This window comes from Bradyrhizobium sp. Pha-3 (assembly GCF_042258615.1).
GTDB lineage: Bacteria > Pseudomonadota > Alphaproteobacteria > Rhizobiales > Xanthobacteraceae > Bradyrhizobium.
Map to the genome: position 1 here is coordinate 2,258,269 of NZ_CP170152.1, position 18,306 is coordinate 2,276,574.

General features: G+C 61.3%; 15 protein-coding genes and 3 pseudogenes. 9 read left to right on the forward strand and 9 right to left on the reverse strand.

The window, feature by feature from the left end; all coding sequences use genetic code 11:
- Positions 1-87 precede the first annotated feature (87 nt).
- The 4 genes and pseudogenes from ACE10Z_RS10585 to nthA all read right to left on the reverse strand — a co-directional run bounded on the left by ACE10Z_RS10585 (position 88) and on the right by nthA (position 2,104).
- Positions 88-360, reverse strand: coding sequence for a hypothetical protein (locus ACE10Z_RS10585; protein ID WP_375787868.1), 273 nt, complete (start codon positions 358-360; stop codon positions 88-90).
- Positions 361-684: 324 nt separating this feature from the next.
- Positions 685-808 (reverse strand): annotated as a pseudogene (locus ACE10Z_RS10590) (nitrile hydratase accessory protein); the annotation flags it as partial.
- A gap of 1 nt (position 809) precedes the next feature.
- Entirely contained in the window at positions 810-1,466 is a 657-nt protein-coding gene (nthB, locus tag ACE10Z_RS10595) for a nitrile hydratase subunit beta (protein ID WP_375787869.1), read from the reverse strand.
- Positions 1,466-2,104: a nitrile hydratase subunit alpha gene (nthA, locus tag ACE10Z_RS10600; protein ID WP_375789801.1), complete on the reverse strand. Its 639-nt coding sequence runs from the start codon at positions 2,102-2,104 to the stop codon at positions 1,466-1,468. The genes nthB and nthA overlap by 1 nt, the downstream gene beginning before the upstream one ends.
- Positions 2,105-2,546: 442 nt before the next feature.
- Between nthA and ACE10Z_RS10605 the strand changes: the two genes are divergently transcribed.
- Entirely contained in the window at positions 2,547-3,725 is a 1,179-nt protein-coding gene (locus tag ACE10Z_RS10605; protein WP_375787870.1) for an NnrS family protein, read from the forward strand.
- 22 nt (positions 3,726-3,747) lie between these two features.
- Here ACE10Z_RS10605 and ACE10Z_RS10610 read toward each other — a convergent pair whose 3' ends face one another.
- Positions 3,748-4,323 carry a hemerythrin domain-containing protein gene (locus ACE10Z_RS10610; protein ID WP_375787871.1) on the reverse strand — a complete coding sequence of 192 codons (576 nt, stop codon included), beginning with the start codon at positions 4,321-4,323 and terminating at the stop codon, positions 3,748-3,750.
- A 103-nt stretch (positions 4,324-4,426) separates the two neighbouring features.
- Here ACE10Z_RS10610 and ACE10Z_RS10615 point away from each other — a divergent pair.
- A pseudogene (locus ACE10Z_RS10615) lies at positions 4,427-4,666 on the forward strand (filamentous hemagglutinin family protein); the annotation flags it as partial.
- A complete protein-coding gene (locus ACE10Z_RS10620) occupies positions 4,659-4,781 on the forward strand; it encodes a hypothetical protein (protein ID WP_375787872.1) in 123 nt (40 codons plus the stop codon). The pseudogene ACE10Z_RS10615 and the gene ACE10Z_RS10620, both read left to right, overlap by 8 nt.
- A gap of 51 nt (positions 4,782-4,832) precedes the next feature.
- Here the strand turns inward: ACE10Z_RS10620 and ACE10Z_RS10625 are convergent, their stop codons facing one another.
- On the reverse strand, positions 4,833-7,142 hold the full coding sequence (locus tag ACE10Z_RS10625; protein ID WP_375787873.1) for a tetratricopeptide repeat protein: 2,310 nt from the start codon (positions 7,140-7,142) through the stop codon (positions 4,833-4,835).
- Positions 7,143-7,527: 385 nt separating this feature from the next.
- A complete protein-coding gene (locus tag ACE10Z_RS10630) occupies positions 7,528-8,823 on the reverse strand; it encodes an MFS transporter (RefSeq protein ID WP_375787874.1) in 1,296 nt (431 codons plus the stop codon).
- A 95-nt stretch (positions 8,824-8,918) separates the two neighbouring features.
- On the opposite strand from ACE10Z_RS10630, the gene ACE10Z_RS10635 reads away from it, so the two are divergent.
- Positions 8,919-9,515, forward strand: a complete 597-nt coding sequence (locus tag ACE10Z_RS10635; protein ID WP_375787875.1) for a TetR/AcrR family transcriptional regulator — start codon at positions 8,919-8,921, stop codon at positions 9,513-9,515.
- Between the two features lie 66 nt (positions 9,516-9,581).
- On the opposite strand, the pseudogene fabF reads toward ACE10Z_RS10635, so the two are convergent.
- A pseudogene (gene fabF / locus ACE10Z_RS10640) lies at positions 9,582-10,845 on the reverse strand (beta-ketoacyl-ACP synthase II).
- 214 nt (positions 10,846-11,059) lie between these two features.
- Between fabF and ACE10Z_RS10645 the strand changes: the two are divergent.
- The 3 genes from ACE10Z_RS10645 to ACE10Z_RS10655 all read left to right on the forward strand — a co-directional run bounded on the left by ACE10Z_RS10645 (position 11,060) and on the right by ACE10Z_RS10655 (position 14,451).
- Entirely contained in the window at positions 11,060-13,843 is a 2,784-nt protein-coding gene (locus ACE10Z_RS10645) for a UPF0182 family protein (protein WP_375787876.1), read from the forward strand.
- Between the two features lie 139 nt (positions 13,844-13,982).
- Entirely contained in the window at positions 13,983-14,189 is a 207-nt protein-coding gene (locus tag ACE10Z_RS10650; protein ID WP_375787877.1) for a hypothetical protein, read from the forward strand.
- Complete coding sequence (locus tag ACE10Z_RS10655) at positions 14,170-14,451, forward strand: BrnA antitoxin family protein (RefSeq protein WP_021077090.1); 282 nt, start codon at positions 14,170-14,172, stop codon at positions 14,449-14,451. The genes ACE10Z_RS10650 and ACE10Z_RS10655 overlap by 20 nt, the downstream gene beginning before the upstream one ends.
- Before the next feature lie 205 nt (positions 14,452-14,656).
- Here ACE10Z_RS10655 and ACE10Z_RS10660 read toward each other — a convergent pair whose 3' ends face one another.
- Complete coding sequence (locus ACE10Z_RS10660; protein WP_375787878.1) at positions 14,657-15,100, reverse strand: hypothetical protein; 444 nt, start codon at positions 15,098-15,100, stop codon at positions 14,657-14,659.
- A gap of 376 nt (positions 15,101-15,476) precedes the next feature.
- Here ACE10Z_RS10660 and ACE10Z_RS10665 point away from each other — a divergent pair, with 376 nt between their 5' ends.
- Positions 15,477-16,784: an ABC transporter ATP-binding protein gene (locus ACE10Z_RS10665; protein WP_375787879.1), complete on the forward strand. Its 1,308-nt coding sequence runs from the start codon at positions 15,477-15,479 to the stop codon at positions 16,782-16,784.
- Position 16,785: 1 nt separating this feature from the next.
- Positions 16,786-18,279, forward strand: a complete 1,494-nt coding sequence (locus tag ACE10Z_RS10670; RefSeq protein WP_375787880.1) for a radical SAM/SPASM domain-containing protein — start codon at positions 16,786-16,788, stop codon at positions 18,277-18,279.
- The last annotated feature ends 27 nt before the right edge of the window (positions 18,280-18,306 follow it).

Consider the following 18,306-nt stretch of genomic DNA (forward strand, 5'->3'; position numbering starts at 1 on the left):
AGCCGAACGGGGCGGACGCGATATCCCGCCATCCCAACAAAGTCAGCGCTCGAATCGTCGAGGTCAAGAGCCTACGCATATCGCAAGTCACTCCGCTGAAGCATTGATCGTGACACGCTCACTCGCTGGAACGGTTGACGTGGCGCAATTGCGCAGCTGGAATCCGACGCTTTCGATGAAACGATTGAGGCTTTGCTCGAGCATCTCGGCTGCGAAGGCGCCGCCACAGCTTACCTGGTCCGGTAATTCGGCCCGCAATGTCCCCAAAATGGGGAAGTCCCCCAAGCCTTGTGCCAGGTCAATGCGCTTCCATCGATCCGCGATAGATTGACATTCTAGTTCGACCAATTCCCGTTCCATCGCTGGAACCTGTCGTCTCAAATAACGAGGCTCGTCAGGCACGTCGAGAGAGTGATGATACTGCTAGCCGATGCCGAAGCAATACTCGACGAAATTGAGCGCGACACTGCCGAGTTGCTATCCGCTGAGCTTCGGCAATCAGTGCGGCAATACGTCGACGAACAACGCGCAGCCCTCAAAGTGCTTCGCAAACTCTATCAACAGGAGCGTGGCTCGACCAAGCAGAGGTACACGTGGTCGCGCGTTGGAGGCGACTGAAGCTTGTCGCGCAGGCAGGCGCACGAAGGAACAGGTTGAAAGAGCGGTCGAGCAACAACATCTCTCTAGCGCCATGGCGAAGGCCTGCGGCCTCCCAAGGTTCACGGAACACCGGCCCTTCGGCGGCGCACGGGATACCGGGTATTGCCAGCGTTGCGCGCTCCGCGGCGGCCGGATCGATGGATGTCATGTCACGCCGGATCGAGATAAGGCTCGAACGCGTCGATCGTGATCGTGATCGTCGGGTCGGCGTCGGGGCCCCACAGTTCCTGGCCGATAAACACCACGGTGTAGAGCCACTGCGGATCAACGCCACGATCGGCTGCGAAAGAGTCGGGATAGACTTGGCAGCCGCGGCAACTCTCGATCACGCCGAGCTTGTCGCGCGCATAGCGAGGCAGCCGCGTGTGGGTGACGGGGTGGAGGTTTCTGGTACGAACGCGATCACCCGGCTTGAAGCGCTGCGGAGCCTGCTGTTGCCGATGGAACGACGGGCGCGCCAGACCGGCGCTGACCACATCGAGGGTTAACTTGCGCTTGAGTGGCTTCCCTGGTTGCAGTGCGTGGCCGGTGGCGAGTTCTTCGGCCGTTACGTACCCCCGCTCCAGTAGGTACTTTTCCATCCCCAGTTGCCAGCGCTGGTAATAGGACGCGCCCAGATAGGTCGTCGGCGGGAGCCGCTCCTGTGCAAAGCGGGAATGGTCGGCGCTGTACACGCCGGCGTATCCCATCGAGCGCGACATCGCCAGCACGCGGCCCTCCCAAGGCGCGTGGAAGACAGGCTCGCCCCGCTCGGCCTCGACTTTGCCGAAGCCGTCCATGCCGCCCATGTCGTGAACACCGTCCATCAGGGCTTCTCCCCGGGATTGAGGGCGAGGCCGGTGCCGATCATCGAATTGCGCGTCACCAGATCGGCGAGCCGTTCTGTACTCCAGCCTTCAGTGCCGGCGGGCCGCATCGGCAGCACGATAAAGCGCGTTTCGGCGGTCGAATCCCACACCCGAATTTCCGTGTCGCTCGGCAGCGTAACGCCGAAGTCGGCCAGCACGCTCCGAGGGTCCTTGACGGTGCGGGAGCGGTACGGCGCGGACTTGTACCAGGTCGGCGGCAAGCCGAGCAGCTCCCACGGGTAGCAGGAGCACAGCGTGCACACGATCATGTTGTGGCGCTTCGGCGTGTTCTCGACCGCCACCAGATAGTCGCTGACCCCGCTCAGATAGCCCATCGAGGCGACCGCTTGGGTGGCGTTATCCAGCAGCGCCTTCTTGAATGCCGGATCGGCCCAGGCCTTTGCGATCACCGCGGCGCCGTTGCGCGGACCGATCTTGGTCTCATAGGCCTCGACGATGGCGTCCATGGCCGCCGGTTCGATGTAACCTTTCTCGGTCAGCACCGTTTCCAGCGCGCGAACCCGAAGCTGGGTCTCGGACAGCTCCGAGCCGTGCTGGTGGTGATGTTCGTGATCGTCGTCGTCGCCGCTCGCCATGGAAAAATCCATCGCCGTTGGTTCGATCTCAATTTGTATAGCATCAAAACGCTCGCAGGTCCGAATCGGATCATTTTCGACGGCTTCAGCGGAGATTGTCGGCTGGCTGATGTCCGCTTCTACCCCGTGAGCGTCCAACCGGGGCCTGCCCGGAAGCGTTGCGTCTGACCAGACTCCTGTGATTCAAACTTCCAAACTGGGGGCTCGAATCATGCGCTACGAACTCGCCCAGCCAGTCGGGATGGCATCGATGTTCTGGATCTCGACGGTCCGGCCGCAGCGCCTGCAGGCGACCCGCAACAAGTTCTGAGGATGTCGGCCAGCCGCAGCGTCCGCTGGCCAGATTGACCCAGATCAATTCAGGGCTCGCGGCGACGCGATTAACTTGCATCGTGTATCGCGTCAGCCCCCCGCTGACAGCCGCTGAACAAGGAAGACGTCCATGGCGACGATGCAAAGGTTAAGGGGCTACCGGGGTCTGGCACTGTTCTCCTACGGCTTTCGGCCGTTCTTTCTGTTCGGCGCCATTTACGCCGGTGCGATCGTTCCCCTGTGGCTGGCGATCTTCGCAGGAGATATCAGCCTTCCAACCGCGTTCGCGCCACGGGACTGGCATGTGCATGAGATGCTGTTCGGCTATGTGGGTGCGGTGATAGCAGGCTTCCTGCTGACCGCCGTTCCGAACTGGACAGGACGCCTTCCAATCCAGGGCGGTCCGCTCGGCGCCCTGTTCGCCACCTGGCTTGCCGGAAGGCTGGCAGCGACATTCTCAGGCATCATCGGCTGGCAATTCGCGCTTGCGATCGACGCTGCGTTCTTGCTCTTGCTCGCCGCCGCAGCCGCCCGCGAGATCATCGCTGGACGAAAGTGGGGCAATCTGAAACTGGTGGGCATCGTGTCGCTGCTTGCGGCCACCAACATCGCTTTCCATGTCGAGGCACATTTCAATGGCGTCGCGGACTATTCAGCGCGAGCCGGTGTTGGTCTTGTCGTTACGCTGATTTGCGTGATCGGAGGGCGGATCGTTCCGAGCTTCACGCGCAACTGGCTCTCGCGCCAAAAGCCGGGCCGGCTGCCCGTTCCCTTCGGCCGATTCGACGCGGCGACGATCGCTTTCGGTGCGTGCGCGTTGGGTGCATGGGCGGTGGTTCCTTCCGGTCGCGCGCTCGCAGGCGCCCTGGGAATTGCTGGAGTGCTCCACGTCGTCCGCCTTGCTCGCTGGGCGGGTCATCGAACGATATCGGACCGGCTCGTCCTGATCCTCCACGTTGCCTACGCGTTCGTGCCCGCCGGGTTTTTCCTGGCGGCGCTATCTTCACTAGACCTCGTCGCCCCCAGCGCAGGGATCCATGCCTGGACCGGCGGCGCGATCGGTTCGATGACGATCGCGGTGATGACACGGGCGTCGCTCGGTCATACGGGGCAGGCGCTTTCGGCATCCCCTGCCACTCAGGCCGTTTACGCCTCGATCACTGTCGCAGCGCTGGCGCGGATATGCGCGGCTGTCGATCCGACCTATTCGATCCCGCTGCTCGCGATCGCGGGTATCGCATGGACGGGTGCATTTCTGGGATTCGCGCTCGCTTACGCCCCGCTCCTGTGCAGCGCTCGCAAGCTCTGAGACGGCGATGACAGATCGGGGATCAATGCTTGACTTGGTGTCGTTCCGCTTCAGCTTCTTGCTCTAGTCGCAGAATGTGCGCTCTTAAGGCATCGAAGGTTTCTTCGGCGGCGTCGCTAAATAGCGGATCTTCATGATCGGTTAGGGCTGAAGCGACCTCCGCCCAATCCTGGGGCAGTAGGGCCTTGAGGGCTGCCGGGAAGAAATCGCGCTCTTCCACCATCATATGGTGGCGCTCGTTCACTATAAAATCTCGCATAATGTAGCCGACCTCCTGTCGAGGAAGCTCGCGATCCGCGCGAACGCCGTCGATCGCTTCAGCGAAGCGGCGCAAACGCTCGGCTCCGTCTGCGTGCTCACGTGCGAGATTACCGACGTTTGCAGCCGCGTCCGGATCGCGAAGCGTTAACTTGGAGAAGATCAAGTCTTCCTGGGGATGATGGTACACCTCCGGGTAGACTTCGAAATAGCTGATAATTGCCCGAATAACCTCATAGTCGGGGCGACGCCCGTGCTCAAAGAGCTCAAGTTCTCGCTCAAGGATCGTGAGGAGCAAATCAATATTGCGATGCTCTCGGCGCAAGAGATCGATAATCACTGCATCGCCCTCCTCAGAGGAGACACCCCGGTAGCCAAGGTAGGCCGAAGCCAGTTTCGCCTTTTTGCGCCAGATCAAACCTGAGCCAACAAAGTGCGGCGCCTCCAAGACGACCCAGGTCTATACGCCGCCGAAGCGCGTCCATGACAATTATGGACGGGTGACATTGTCTCCCAGCGTCCCCACCACCGGCGCGGGCATCGCAACGCTCAACCCGATCCCCGAGGTGCCGCCCGGCAATGTCGATTTGATCGCGCCGCTCGGCACCATCGATGCGGGTGAAGCCGGCATTCGCGTGTCGGGCAACGTCAACCTCGCGGCGCTGCAGGTCGTCAATGCATCGTGAGCGGCGCAGCCAAAATCCCGACAGCGGCTATCAGGTGCTGGGAGCCGGGGAGATGACGATCGACGAAGCGAAGCAGCTGATTGCGGATCGACGCCGTCAGATGCAGCCGTAGTCGAGATGTCGTTCGACAGAATGCTGGTTCGGACGCCGGGAGCTTGACCGATCACGCCGGGACGACGATATGGTCCGGCGCCATGCCCGCCCGGTGACGCTCATGCATCGCGGTGTAAGCGGCCTCGATGTGCCGGGTGAAACGTTTGGTATCGAACAACGGTGCCGTCGGCCGGTTGGCCGCCAGCCTGGCGCTGAGCGCCGCGAGCTTTTCCGGATGGGTCGCAAGATCGACCGCCATGTGCTCGTAAGCCTCCGGCGATTCCGCAACAAGCTCGGGCAGGCCGATCGCGTGGAGCAGGCTCGCCGCGACCCGGCTGGCAAACGTGTCGCCGAGAATGGTCAGCACCGGCAGGCCGGCCCATAGCGCGTCGCTGGCGGTCGTGTGGGCGTTGTAGGGAGTGCTGTCGAGGAACAGGCCGGCGAGGCGATGGCGGGCGAGGTGGTCGGGTATCGACAGGCGCGGTGCGAACACAAGGCGCTCCGCAGCGACGCCGCGCGCGACCGCCTCCTTGCGCAGATTTGCGGCAGCGCGCGCGTTGCCTTCGAGCAGCCACAGCATGCTGCCCTGGACACGGCCGAGAATCCTCATCCACCGCTCGAACATGTCGGGCGTGATCTTGTGGTTGTTGTTGAAGCAACAGAACACGAAGCCCGTCGGTGCCAGCCCGACCTCGCCGCGCGTAAACACGCGATCGGCAATGATCCGCTTGTCGTCGTTGGCCTGATAGCTGCCCGGCAGAGCGACCACCTTTTCGCTGTAGAATTCGCGATGATGATCCGGGATCACCATACGATCGGCGATGATGTAGTCGATGAACGGGGCACCGAGCGTTCCCGGGTAACCCAGATAATTGACCTGGATGGGGGCAGGCCGGCGGCCAAGGACCCGGGTGCGGGATCCCGCGGTAAAGCCTTTCAAATCAACCAGGATGTCGATTTCCAATCGTCGGATCAGGTCGGCGACCTCATCGTCGTTTATCTCACGGACCTCGACAAATCGATCGAACGACACCTCGAGCCGTCGGCGCATCTCCGTAGGGTCGTTGGGCGACCATGAGATTGCCACCGTCTCGAATTTCGACCTGTCGTGGCACTCGAACATCCCTGCCATCAAGAGCGATGTCGCGTGGTTGCAAAAATCCGACGAGAAATAGCCGATGCGAATTCGATCGTGATGGTAGCGCTCGCCCCGCCAGCGCTGTCTTTCAGACGGTGGATGATTCTTCGCGGTCCATCGCGTGGCGCAGAGCAGTTGGTCGGCAACCGATGAAGGAACGTTACAAAACAGGAATGGCGGCGTCGCCGCGTCCCGATTCCTGATCGACTCGATCAATTGGCTGCACTCGGCATCGAAGTCGACCCAGTCGCACATGTGGGATTTGGCGTGCAGACGATAGCCTTCGATCTCGGCCTGGTCCGGTTTGAGCGCGATAGCCTTGTCATAGGCAGCGAGTGCCGCGTCATAGCGCGCCAAAGTGGATAGAACCTTGCCGCGGTTGGCGTAGGCAGCCGCATCGTCGCCCTTGTACTGGATCGCCTTGTCGATGCTGGCGAGCGCCGCCTCATGCTGCATGAGCTTCAACAGCGCCGTGCCGCGGTTGTTGTAGGCCTCGGCATAGTCGGGCCGCAGTGCGATCGCTTGGTCGTAACTCGCGATCGCCTCTTCGAGACGATCCAGTTTGATCAGCACGTTGCCGCGGTTGTAACACGCGCCGGCAATTCCCGGCGCCCGGTCGTAGCTCGCGAGCGCATCATCGAACCTTTCGAGGTCATTGAGCACGTTGCCACGATCGTTGTGTGCACCGCCATCGTTGGGCTTGAGCGCGATCGCCCGGTCCAGGCTCGCCAGGGCCTCCTCGAGCCGCTCCAGCTTTCTCAGCGTCGCGCCCCTGTTTCGATGGGCGTCTGCATGGTCTGCCACGAGCGCGATCACGCGATCGTAGCTTGCGAGCGCCTCCTCGTGGCGTCCAAGCTCCGCGAGCGTAAGTCCGCGATTGTAGAGCGCCGGCGCAAGGTTTGGCTTGAGCGCGGTTGCCCTGTCGAAGCTCGCGAGCGCCTCGTCGAGGCGACGCAAATCGCGCAGCGTGTTGCCCAGGTTGTTGTGCGCGTCCGCGACGTTGCCGTTGAGCCTGATCGCTCGCCGGATCAGGTCAGCGCCGCGCTGGCTACGGCCGGTCTGTGCGGAAATCAGGCCCAACAGATGCAGCGCATCGAAGTTGTTTGGCTGCTGTCGCAGAATGTCTTCGTAGATATTCTCTGCTGCCGCCAACTGTCCCCGCTGATGCAGCGCGACAGCCTGCGCGAAGGCGAGCTGAAGGGCGGTCGAATTGGATTTTTGAGGTTCACCTGTATCGGGCATCGACTTCTTCACGCGCTCCGTGTCCGATCCGGGTCTTCAGAAGCAGTTGCAACAAGCGTGTCAGTAGCTTCAGGCCTTGGCCCTGACGCTACCAGACAAGTCGGATGCCCCGCGATAGGGATCGCCCGTCTATGAAAGGTTGAAAAACTGGCAGATCGCCCTCGATCGCGCAACGGCTTCAAGCAATAATTCGAGGAATGGTCGGGCTGAAACCGGTGGTCCCTGGCCAGCCTGCCGGCTGCCTGCCAACTGATATCTGTTCTGCCTCGAAGGCAACCGGCGGACGTGGGACACCCATTCGCAATGGGCGACCTGCGCGTCCGCCGGAAAACCGGGATGCTTCTCAATTGCAGTTCGTCGATACGCCAACGAGGTCAGCGCGTGTTCACGCTGCCACGAGGACCGGTTGCGCCGGCCGTCGGATGATCATCAGTGACAGGACGGCCGCGACGATGCCGGTTACGCCGGCGATCATGAAGGCCTGCAGATAATCGCCCTGGGCCGAGCGCATGAAGCCCGCGAAGAACGCGGCGCAGGCGGCGCCGAGCTGATGGCCTGCGACCACCCAGCCGAACACCATCGGCGCATTCTTGTCGCCGAACGCCTCGTTGGCGATCCGCACGGTCGGCGGCACGGTCGCGATCCAGTCGAGACCATAGAACACCGCGAATACCGACAGGCTGACGAGCGAGAAATCCGAGTAGGGCAGGTAGATCAGCGACAGGCCGCGCAGCCCGTAATACAGGAACAGCAGCTTGCGCGGATCGAAGCGGTCGGTGAGCCAGCCCGAGAGCGTGGTGCCGAACAGGTCGAAGAAACCCATCAATGCGAGCAGGCTCGCCGCCTGCACCTCGACGATGCCATGGTCGCCGCAGAACGCGATCAGATGGGTGCCGACCAGGCCGTTGGTGGTGAAGCCGCAGATGAAGAAGGTGGCGAACAGGAACCAGAACGCCCGCGTCTTCGCCGCCCGTGCCAGGTTGCTGAACGCGGCGGTGAACGGGTTGCCTTGTGCCGGCGGCGCGGCATGATCGTCGTGCTGGCTGCCGAACGAGCGCAGGCCGACCGACGCCGGCCGCTCGGGCACCAGAAAATACACCAGCGGAATCAGCGCCGCGCAGCAGGCGGCCACCGTCAACACCACCGGCTTCCAGCCGCCCCATTCCACCAGCGCCGCGAGGCCCGGCATGAAGATCAGCGTGCCGGTCGCGGTACTCGCCGTCAGCAGCCCCATGACGAGGCCGCGATTGGTGGTGAACCAGCGATTGACGATGGTGGCGCCGAGCACGTTGGCGACCGCGCCCGAGCCGATGCCGGAGAGCAGTCCCCAGCTCAGGAACAATTGCCACGGCGCGGTCATGAAATAGCTGGCGCCGGTCGACGCCGACATCAGCACGAGTGCGCCCAGCACCGTGCGGCGGATGCCGAAGCGCTGCATCACGGCCGCGGCGAACGGGCCCGCGAGGCCGTAGAGGAAGATGCCGACCGCGGCGGATGAAGAGATCACGCCGACGTCCCAGCCGAAGGCGTGCTGCAGCGGCAGCATCAGCACGCCGGGCGTCGCGCGCAGGCCGGCGGAGGCGAGCAGCGCAAGGAAGATCACGGCGACGACGACGAACGCGTAATTCTGGCCGAACGGCCGTCTCGAGGTGGGGGCGGCTTGAATGGATGGTTCTGGCATGTTACTTACCGGTACGTATTGCGATGCGGCATGTATACGTACCGGTCAGTAACATTGTCAAGCGTGCCGTGCGCGGGAGGATGCGGAGAGCCGTCATGAAGAAAACCGTCGAACCATCCGCGGAACGCCCGGTCCGGGCTGCCGACCGGATCCGCGCCTCCGCGAGCGAGCTGTTCTATCGCGAGGGCATCCGCGCCGTCGGCGTCGACGAGGTGGTCGACCGGGCCGGCGTCACCAAGCCGAGCCTCTATCGCAGCTTCGCCTCCAAGGACGATCTCGCCGCCGCCTATATGCGCGACTACGAGCACGACTTCTGGGAGCGGTTCGAGAAGCCCGGCGGAAAATCCTACGGCGATGCGCGCGAGCACGTGCTCGCCTATATCCGCGAGCTGTCGACGCGCGCCGTGCGCAAGGGCTATCGCGGCTGCGGCCTCAGCAACGCGACCGTGGAATATCCGGCGCGCGACAATCCCGCGCGGCAGGTCGCCGAGGCGCACAAGAAGGTGTTTCGCAAGCGCCTGCGCGAGCTCGCAGCCGGCATGGGCGCGCGTCATCCCGCCGTGCTCGGCGATGCCCTGCTGCTGCTGATCGAAGGCATCTATGTCACCGGCCAGCAGTCGGAAGAGGGGCCGGCGCAGTCGGCGCTCACGGTGGCCAAGCTCGTGATCGATGCGAGCGTGGCGAAGGCGTGAGCTGGATGACCCGCGGAAGCGGGTGAGCGCGCCTGAACTGACAGGTTTGCGGAACCGCCTGCCGGTTCAGGACCACCGTCGAAACACCAGGCTGGCGTTGACGCCGCCAAATCCGAAACCGTTCGAAATCGCGTGTTCGATGGCCATCGGCCGCGCGACGTTGGCGACGAGGTCGATGCCCTCGGCAGCCGGATCGGCGTTCTCCAGGTTGAGGGTGGGCGGCGCGACCTGGTCGCGCAGCGCCAGGATCGTGAAGATCGCCTCGACGCCGCCGGCTGCGCCGAGCAGATGTCCCGTCGCCGACTTGGTCGCGCTGACGGCAACGCTTCCCTCGCGCCCGAACACGCGCTTGATGGCCTCGAGTTCGCCGAGATCGCCGACCGGCGTCGATGTCGAATGCGCGTTGAGATGCTGGATCTGGCCGGGTCGCAACCCGGCCTGCTGCAACGCCGCCTCCATGGCGCGCCGGGCGCCGTCGCCGTCTTCGGGACCTGCGGTGATGTGATACGCGTCCGCCGTCGTGCCGTAGCCGATGATCTCGGCGATCGGCTTCGCGCCGCGCCGCAGCGCGTGGTCGAGCTCCTCGATCACGAGCACGCCGGCGCCTTCGCCCATCACAAAACCGTCCCGGTCGCGGTCGAACGGCCGCGACGCCCGCTCCGGCGTGTCGTTGAACGACGTCGACAGCGCCCGCGCCGCCGCAAAGCCGCCAAGGCTCACGGGATCGATGCAGGCCTCCGCGCCGCCGCAGATCGCGACATCGGCTTCGCCGGACCTGATCAGCCGCGCGCCGTCGCCGATGGCTTGCACGCTCGCCGCGCAGGCGGTCACCGGCGCGCCGATCGGACCCTTGTAGCCGTAGCGGATCGAGATGTGCCCGGCCGCGAGATTGGCCAGGAAGGAGGGAACGGTGAACGGCAACAGCCGGCGCAGCCCGCTCTTTTCCGCGGTGCGCACGGCGTCTGCGATCGCGGGAAACCCGCCGATCCCGGATGCGATCACGGTCGCGGTGCGCTCCTCGGCCCGCGCCTCGGCCGGCATCCAGCCGGCCTGCGCCACGGCTTCCGCCGCGGCCAGCAGCGCGAACAGGATGAACCGGTCCATCTTCTTCTGGTCCTTGCGCGGCGCCGCGGAATCAGGATCGAAGCCGCCCTCGGCATCCCCGGGCCTTGTCAGGGACCTGTCCTGCGATGCGCCCCGGCAGCGCGGCCGCCCACGCCGGCAATGCGCCGAGCCCGGAACGCCCCGCAAGCAGCCTCGACCAGACCAGTTCGGTGCCACAGCCCAGCGGGGACACCGTCCCCAGGCCCGTCACAACAATTCGACGCATGGTTCTCCTGTCGCGCCCTTGGTGCGAACCGGCATGGCCGGGATCCGCAACCGCCCGGGGCGTCGGGTTTGTTTTATATTATGAACATCATCTATTGTCTCGACCGGGCGGACGTCAAGGTATTGACTTCCCTCGGAGCGCTCCCTTCGCCTGGCGGGCAATTTGTCCCACGAAACAAGCGGCGCGCGTTCCTCATTTCCGCTATGATCAAGCCATGACGATCGGGATTACCGGACCCGGCCGGAAGGTGCCACGGCAGAGCGGCGTGGTCAGGCTGATCGTTGCGGCCGTCGTCATCGCGATTTGCCTGGTCCTGGTCTCGCTCGCGAGCGACTTCCTGGTCGATTGGCTGTGGTTTTCCTCGATCGGCTACCTGCAGGTTTTTCTGACCGCGATCGGCGCCAAGGCGATCGTCGTTTTCGCCGTCTTGGCGGCGACCACCGTCGTCCTCTCGTTGAACGGAGTGCTGGCGGCGCGGTTTGCCATGCAGCAGCCGCGACAGAACCCGGCCGCCCCGTGGCGGGTGGCCGGTATCGCGCTGTCGCCCGATCCGTCCGCAATGCTGCGCGATCGACTGACCCGGCCGTGGTTTATCGCGCTCGGTGCGGGTTTGCTCGCCGTGCCGGTTGCCGCAAGCGAAGCCGGTAATTGGAGCATCTTCCTGCAGTTTCTCTACCAGGTGCCCTATGGCGCGGAGGATCCGCTCTACAACAAGGACATCGGCTTCTATCTCTTTGCGCTACCCGCCTATCTCGCGATCAAGAACTGGATGCTGCTCGCAATCGTCCTCAGCGCGCTGTTTGCCGGAGCGATCTACTGGGCGCGCGGCGACATCGAGTACGACCTTCACAACCGATCAATCTCGCCGACGGCGATCGCGCATGGCTCGGCGCTGGTAGGCCTTCTGTTCGCGGTGAAGGCCTGGTCCTATGGGCTCGACCGCTATCTGTTGCTCTACGGCGACAATGGTGTCGTGGTCGGGGCGAGCTACACCGACGTCCATTTGGGGCTGCCGGCCCTGTGGCTGATGATCGTGCTTTCGATCATCGCGGCGTTCATCGCATGGGCCAATCTGCGGGCCCGCACTTACCGGCTGCTTGCCGCCGGCTTCATCCTGGTCGGCGCCGGCTCTGTCGTGCTGTCGAGCGTCGTCCCTTCGCTGTTCCGGCACTTCGTCGTCAAGCCGACGGAGTTGCAGCTGGAGAAGCCCTACATCGAACGCAACATCGCGCTCACCCGGCAGGCCTACAATCTCGACCGGATCGCAGCCAAGCCGTTTGCCGCCGAACAGAGGCTGACCTTCAAGACGCTGGAAGCGAACAAGGCGACCATCGACAACATCCGGCTCTGGGACTGGCTGCCGCTGTCGAATACCTACGCGCAGCTGCAGGAGATCCGCACCTACTACAAATTCCACGATCTCGACGTCGACCGCTACTGGCTCGACGGCGCCTATCAGAGCGTGATGCTCTCGGCCCGCGAGCTGCGGGCCTCGCTGTTGCCCGCGAATGCGCAGACCTGGGTCAACCGCCACGTGCTGTTCACGCACGGCAACGGCGCGGTGATGAGCCCGGTCACCCGCAAGAGCACGGAAGGACTGCCGTTCTTCTATTTGCGCGATATTCCGCCCGTTGCCGACGGCGGTCCCAAGATCGACGAACCGCGCATCTATTTCGGCGAAGAGAGCGACGACTACGTCGTCGTCAAGGCCAGCATCCCGGAGTTCGATTATCCGAAGGGGAAGGACAACGTCTATGCAGCCTATGACGGCACTGGCGGCGTGCCGATCGGCGCATTGGGATGGAGAACGCTGTTCGCCTACTACTTCAACGACGCGAACCTGGTTCTCTCGAGCTACATCACGGCCGACAGCCGGATCATGATCCGGCGCAATATCACGGAACGGGTGCGCACGATCGCGCCATTCCTTAGGCTCGATCATGATCCCTATCTGGTCGTCAGCAACGGGCGAATGTTCTGGATGCAGGATGCCTACACCACGAGCTCCTATTTCCCCTCGGCGCAGCCCGTGCCGGAGCTCGATCTCAACTACATCAGGAATTCGGTGAAAATTGTCGTCGATGCCTATAACGGGACGGTCGATTTTTATCTGATCGACCCGCGCGACCCCATCGCAGCGACCTACCAGCGCATCTTTCCGGGCCTGTTCAAGCCGTTCACGGCCATGCCGGCGGATTTGCAGAAGCACATTCGCTATCCGGAGGATCTGTTCCTGATTCAGGCGCGGCTGTATCAGACCTACCACATGGAGCAGGCCGAAACTTTCTACAACCGCGAGGACTTCTGGCAGTTTCCGCGGCAGCCGGGTGGCGACGGCACTTCGGTGATGACTCCCTATTACATCATCATGCGGCTGCCCGGCGAGCCGCAGGCCGAGTTCTTCCTGATGGTTCCGATGGTGCCGAGCCGTCGCGACAACATGATCGCGTGGCTCGCTGCGCGTTGCGACGCGCCCGACTACGGCAAGCTGATCGTCTACGAATTCCCCAAGGACAAGCTGGTCTACGGGCCGTTTCAGATCGAGGCGCGGATCAATCAGAATACCGAGATCACGCAACAACTCACGCTGTGGAACCAGATGGGCTCGCGGGTGATACGCGGTGCGAACCTGCTGGTGATTCCGATCGAGAACTCGATCCTTTATGTCTCGCCGCTCTATTTGCGCGCCGAGCTCGGACACCTGCCGGAACTGAAACGCGTGATCGCGGCCTACGGTGAGCATGTCGTGATGAAGGAGACGCTCGCCGATGCCCTGACCGCATTGTTCGCGGAGCCCGGTGCGGGGCCAAAGGTTCTCAACGCGACAGAAGCGGTGTCCCCCGCAGGCGTGACGGCGAGCCCGGCGCAGCAGGCGCTCGATCGCTACAACCAGGCGGTGGAGCGATTGAAGGCCGGAGACTGGCAGGGGTTCGGCACCCAGTTCGATGGCCTGCGCGAGCCGCTGGAGGAAATGAACCGACGCTCCGTCGGCCACTGACGGCGCGCCCGGCAATGATCTGTTCGCATAAATGAGGCTCGCTCAGCGCTTGACATCAAAGTATTTTGTAACTACGAAATAATTCGTGAAGATCATTTGGGACGAACCGAAGCGCCGCGCCAATCTCGACAAGCACGGGATGGATTTCGCTGATCTCGACGAGCGGTTCTTCGATACGGCTCTGGTTCGCAAGGCCAGGCTCAATCGATATCAAGCGATCGGCGTCAACATTCGCGGCGTGATTTCGGTGGTCTTCGCGGTCTACGGCGTGGAAGCCGTCAGCATCATCAGCATGCGGGCCGCCAGCAAGGCAGAAAGGGACCTGTATGAAGAAAACCGTCGCTAAAAAAGCCTACACAAAGGCGGATATGCGCGCTGTGAGCGACAATCCGGAATGGACAAAGGCCGACTTCGCGAAGGCTGTTCCCTTTGATGAACTCTTGCCCAAGCTCAGGAAGGGCCGCGGTCCCAACAAGGCGCCAACCAAAAAGCAGGTCACGCTGCGGCTCAGCCCTGTTGTCCTCGAGCATTTTAAGGCGAAGGGCAAAGGGTGGCAGAGCCAAATAGACGAGGCTTTGGTGAAGATCGTAAAGCGGAAGGCCGGCTAGGCGCCCCTGAGCCTTCCTATAATCGGCCAAGACCCTCGCTTCGTTCTTCGCAATTGCGGTGACAGTCTACTCAAATATCTGTCGTTGCTGCGATCGATCTCGATCACGGCTCTGCTCAACACGTGTGGAGCGGATCACGCTCGGATGACATCTCACCTGCGCGCACAAATTGGTGCATGTCACCGTAATTCGAACGGATCAAACGTCACGGCCTGGCTTCACGCAGATAGCGGGCCTGAAGAAGGATCATTTCCGGGCGCGTAATCCGCTCCGCGCGTACCAGGCCGACGAGCAACCGCTCGATCTCGTCCAGCTCGACCGTATCCCCGGCCAGGCGCGAGATATGATGGGCCAAGCGGTCGTTTGGACCCTCGGAATAGGACACGTGGAACGTCCGGGCGAGGGCCCGGATGTGCTCTGCGGTCGAGGAGGCGGTTACCTTGTCCATCTCGACAATATAGCACGATCCCATGAACGAAAAGGCAGCTGAAATCAGTAAGTTGAGGGATGCTTTTCTTTGGGCTATCGATCTGAATTGCGATGACAATGCACTCAAATACGTGTCGTTGCTGCGATCGATCTCAATTGGGGTTTTCGGCTCGACACGTGTGGGGCGGATCACGCTCGGATGAATCTCACCTGCGCGCATAGATTAGTGCACTGTCAACGTAACGCCCACGGCAGCGCGAGCGGATCGCTGCGACGCGAGTCGGGGACGCAAAACCGCGGCTTGCCGATGTCCTCGAATTGTTCGAACTGATGCGTTGACTACAGTCTGGGTTTGCACCGATGCCAGCAGGATGTTGGCGATCGTGACCACCCGAATGCCTTTGCGACCGGAGAGGACGCGGAGTTGTAAAACAGCAACACTCATTGGTTAACGGCCGAGAAATTGCCCTCTTTGGGCAATGCAGCGCAGAGTTGATCTAAGGGCGTCTTGCTAGCTCCTTGCTTTTCATGCATGCGAACAAACTGGCTGCACAATCAGTGGTATTGTGTAACCGTTATTTGTTTCAGGGTGCGCGATGAGCATTGTCGATTTACCAGGTCTGTCGGGCCGCCTGTCAGTCGCTAACAGAGCAGAACCAGCGATTGTCGTTCGGAATCTTGCAAAGGCCTACAATCTTTATCCAAAGCCCCTAGACTTTTTGAAGGAAGCCCTCCTTGGAGGAAAGCATCACGAGAGCATTTGGGCTCTTCGGGACGTCAGCTTTGAGGTAGGAAAGGGCGAGATCCTCGGCATTCTGGGCTCTAACGGCTCTGGTAAGAGCACGCTCCTTCGTATCATCGCTGGCCTGTTGGACTCGACATCGGGGACCGTTTTCACCAACGGTCGAATTTCAGCTATCCTTGAACTTGGAACCGGCTTTCATCCAGACGTTACTGGGCGAGAGAACATCATCATGGGCGGCCTGTGCATCGGATTCAGCCGCGCCGAGATCGAGAAGAAGGTTCCGTGGATAATCGAATTCAGTGAACTGCAAGATGTCATCGATCAGCCGTTCCGAACGTATTCGAGCGGCATGCAGGCAAGACTAACCTTCGCCACAGCAATCAGCGTCGATCCCGAGATTTTCATCGTAGACGAAGCTCTGGCGGCCGGAGACCCCTACTTTGTCAGAAAGTCGCTCGCTCGCATCCGAGAAATCTGCACGTCAGGGGTGACGGCTCTGATGGTCACCCACTCCACAGGGTTGATCGAAGAGCTATGCTCCAAGGCCCTCTGGATCGAAAAAGGTTCCATGGTCAACTACGGGCCAGCGAAAGAGGTTTGTGCGGCCTATGAATTGGAACTCGAACGCCGCTACACCGAAAATTACGGTACGAGGGCCGCTACTACTTTCAACGCGACTCTCTATGGCGGCGAATACTCGTTCGCTAGGGCTCCTATCAAAATCTCGCAAGTGAGATGCTGCGACAGCGCAGGCAACGATGTTGCCGTTGTGCGCCAAGGTGATGATCTCTCGATCGAACTCACGGTCGATGGCCAATGCGAAGACCCCGTGCACTTGGTCGTTGGCATCCGGACGGCTGCCGGCATTCCTGTTGTGGGGATGAACTCGCTTGAATCTGGCACAACGCTCACCATGAGCGGCACCAAGCAGGTCATGCGTCTCGAAATTCCGGATATGAAACTCGGGTTGAACGAATACGAGATCAGCTGCGCAATTGTCCGCAGCTACGCGGCTCAGGAGCTTGAGGAAGAGCTGTTTTTCTGGCGCAAGGCCGCGAGTTTCTCGGTGAGGAGACGACTGCCCCGTCCGTACACCTATCTGTATGAGCCCGACCACATATGGTCATTCCACGACGCTGGTGGAAAGCAGGATTGTTGAGATGTTGGCTACCGCACTTCGCAGGCTGATGTTTCCTGCCCGATTTTCTTCTCCCCCCGCCATTGTCGAGGCTGAAATGCTCGTTCGTGCGAGGATTAGCGCCTCGTCGGGCGACCCGAAGGAGACAGAAAAGAACCGGATCAAATTGATCACAGCCAGCCTGGTCGAGGCCGGCGCCTCATCCGTAGAGGTCGCCTGGCCAAATGGGTCAAATGTCGTCCATTCGACTGGACTCGATAGGGCCAAGGAATTTGTCGATATCGCATGCACTTCGGGCGACCTGCATGTGACGAGCAGTCACGTCAAGCGTCTTGTGGCTGCCGCGCTCGAAAGCAAGTCGAACGTACGCTTCGATTTTGAGAAGGCCATGTTCGTGTATAGCATGGGACTGGCCTTCGACGTCAGCGCTCGTTACTCTGGTGGAGATGCGGTTCCATCAGAGAAATTGCTTCCCGTCACAGATGACGATGTCCTCGATGCATATCGGGTATTTGCCGACACGCATCTTCCGAACACCGTCATTCTCGAGCTGAACAGCACCTGCAACTTCAAGTGCGGTTATTGTCCCTTCCACGGCGATGATCAGACTGACCCGCGCTATCTCGGGAAGGCCAAGGCGACAGAGATGTCGCTGGAGAATTTCGAGAAAATCGTAAAGCAGATTGCAGCGTGGCCAAGGAAATATTCCGAACACGTCGTAACTATCGCGCCATTTTCCCGCGGTGAATTCTTCCTGTCCCATGACTGGAAGCGTGCGCTTGAGATCATCCATGAGGCCGGTCTCAGGTCTTACGTCTGTTCAAATGCCTCCATCCTCTCCACAGAGATATTGGATACGGTGATGAAGGATGGGCTCCTTGATCACCTGACGATCAGCCTGGACGCGACCACGAAAGAGGAAAACTATCGGACGAGGCGCAATACAAAATTCAACAAGATCATCGCCAATATCGAGCACGCAAGCCAATTGCGAAAAAATGGCTCTCCCACCTTCCTTCAGCTCAACTGCACAATCACGGAGACCAACAAGGACTCAATCGATGAGTACACTCGCGGGTGGATCGATAAAGTCGATATCATGCTCATAGGGCCAACGCACGTCCTCAATCGCGCGACGAAGCACGTGACGTATGACTACCAATATAGCACATCGGGTCCGGATCATGGTGTCGAGTCGCACGAGGTGCCGTGTTCTTTCCTGTTTCAAACGTTGGAAATCTATTCGAACGGAAACATCAGCCTTTGCGCCGCATGTGGATCAGAACGGATTCCTATTGGGAACGCGTTTGACGAGGAAGACATTTTTGCGGTCCGCTCGCGGAGCAAGCTGTTTAACAATGTTCGGAACGTCTTCATCAGTGGCCAGGGGAACAACGGCCATCCGTATTGCGCGAATTGCCTGATGTACAAAGGGCATTTTGCGCGAACGGAGAAGCGAGACGGCGCGCACTATCGGTTCGATCACAGTTCATGGATCGTGCAGAATACTAAGTGATGATAGGCCGTGCCCTTATCTCAAAAT

Bases quoted from the DNA above. Each gene is read 5' to 3' on its own strand.
- ACE10Z_RS10605 (WP_375787870.1), top strand. From the start codon at position 2,547: ATGGCGACGATGCAAAGGTTAAGGGGCTACCGGGGTCTGGCACTGTTC.
- ACE10Z_RS10645 (WP_375787876.1), top strand. From the start codon at position 11,060: ATGACGATCGGGATTACCGGACCCGGCCGGAAGGTGCCACGGCAGAGC.
- ACE10Z_RS10650 (WP_375787877.1), top strand. From the start codon at position 13,983: ATGGATTTCGCTGATCTCGACGAGCGGTTCTTCGATACGGCTCTGGTT.
- ACE10Z_RS10665 (WP_375787879.1), top strand. From the start codon at position 15,477: ATGAGCATTGTCGATTTACCAGGTCTGTCGGGCCGCCTGTCAGTCGCT.
- ACE10Z_RS10655 (WP_021077090.1), top strand. From the start codon at position 14,170: ATGAAGAAAACCGTCGCTAAAAAAGCCTACACAAAGGCGGATATGCGC.
- nthB (WP_375787869.1), bottom strand. From the start codon at position 1,466: ATGGACGGTGTTCACGACATGGGCGGCATGGACGGCTTCGGCAAAGTC.
- ACE10Z_RS10620 (WP_375787872.1), top strand. From the start codon at position 4,659: ATGCATCGTGAGCGGCGCAGCCAAAATCCCGACAGCGGCTATCAGGTG.
- ACE10Z_RS10635 (WP_375787875.1), top strand. From the start codon at position 8,919: ATGAAGAAAACCGTCGAACCATCCGCGGAACGCCCGGTCCGGGCTGCC.
- ACE10Z_RS10625 (WP_375787873.1), bottom strand. From the start codon at position 7,142: ATGCCCGATACAGGTGAACCTCAAAAATCCAATTCGACCGCCCTTCAG.
- ACE10Z_RS10670 (WP_375787880.1), top strand. From the start codon at position 16,786: ATGTTGGCTACCGCACTTCGCAGGCTGATGTTTCCTGCCCGATTTTCT.
- nthA (WP_375789801.1), bottom strand. From the start codon at position 2,104: ATGGCGAGCGGCGACGACGACGATCACGAACATCACCACCAGCACGGC.
- ACE10Z_RS10630 (WP_375787874.1), bottom strand. From the start codon at position 8,823: ATGCCAGAACCATCCATTCAAGCCGCCCCCACCTCGAGACGGCCGTTC.
- ACE10Z_RS10585 (WP_375787868.1), bottom strand. From the start codon at position 360: ATGGAACGGGAATTGGTCGAACTAGAATGTCAATCTATCGCGGATCGA.
- ACE10Z_RS10660 (WP_375787878.1), bottom strand. From the start codon at position 15,100: ATGCGCGCAGGTGAGATTCATCCGAGCGTGATCCGCCCCACACGTGTC.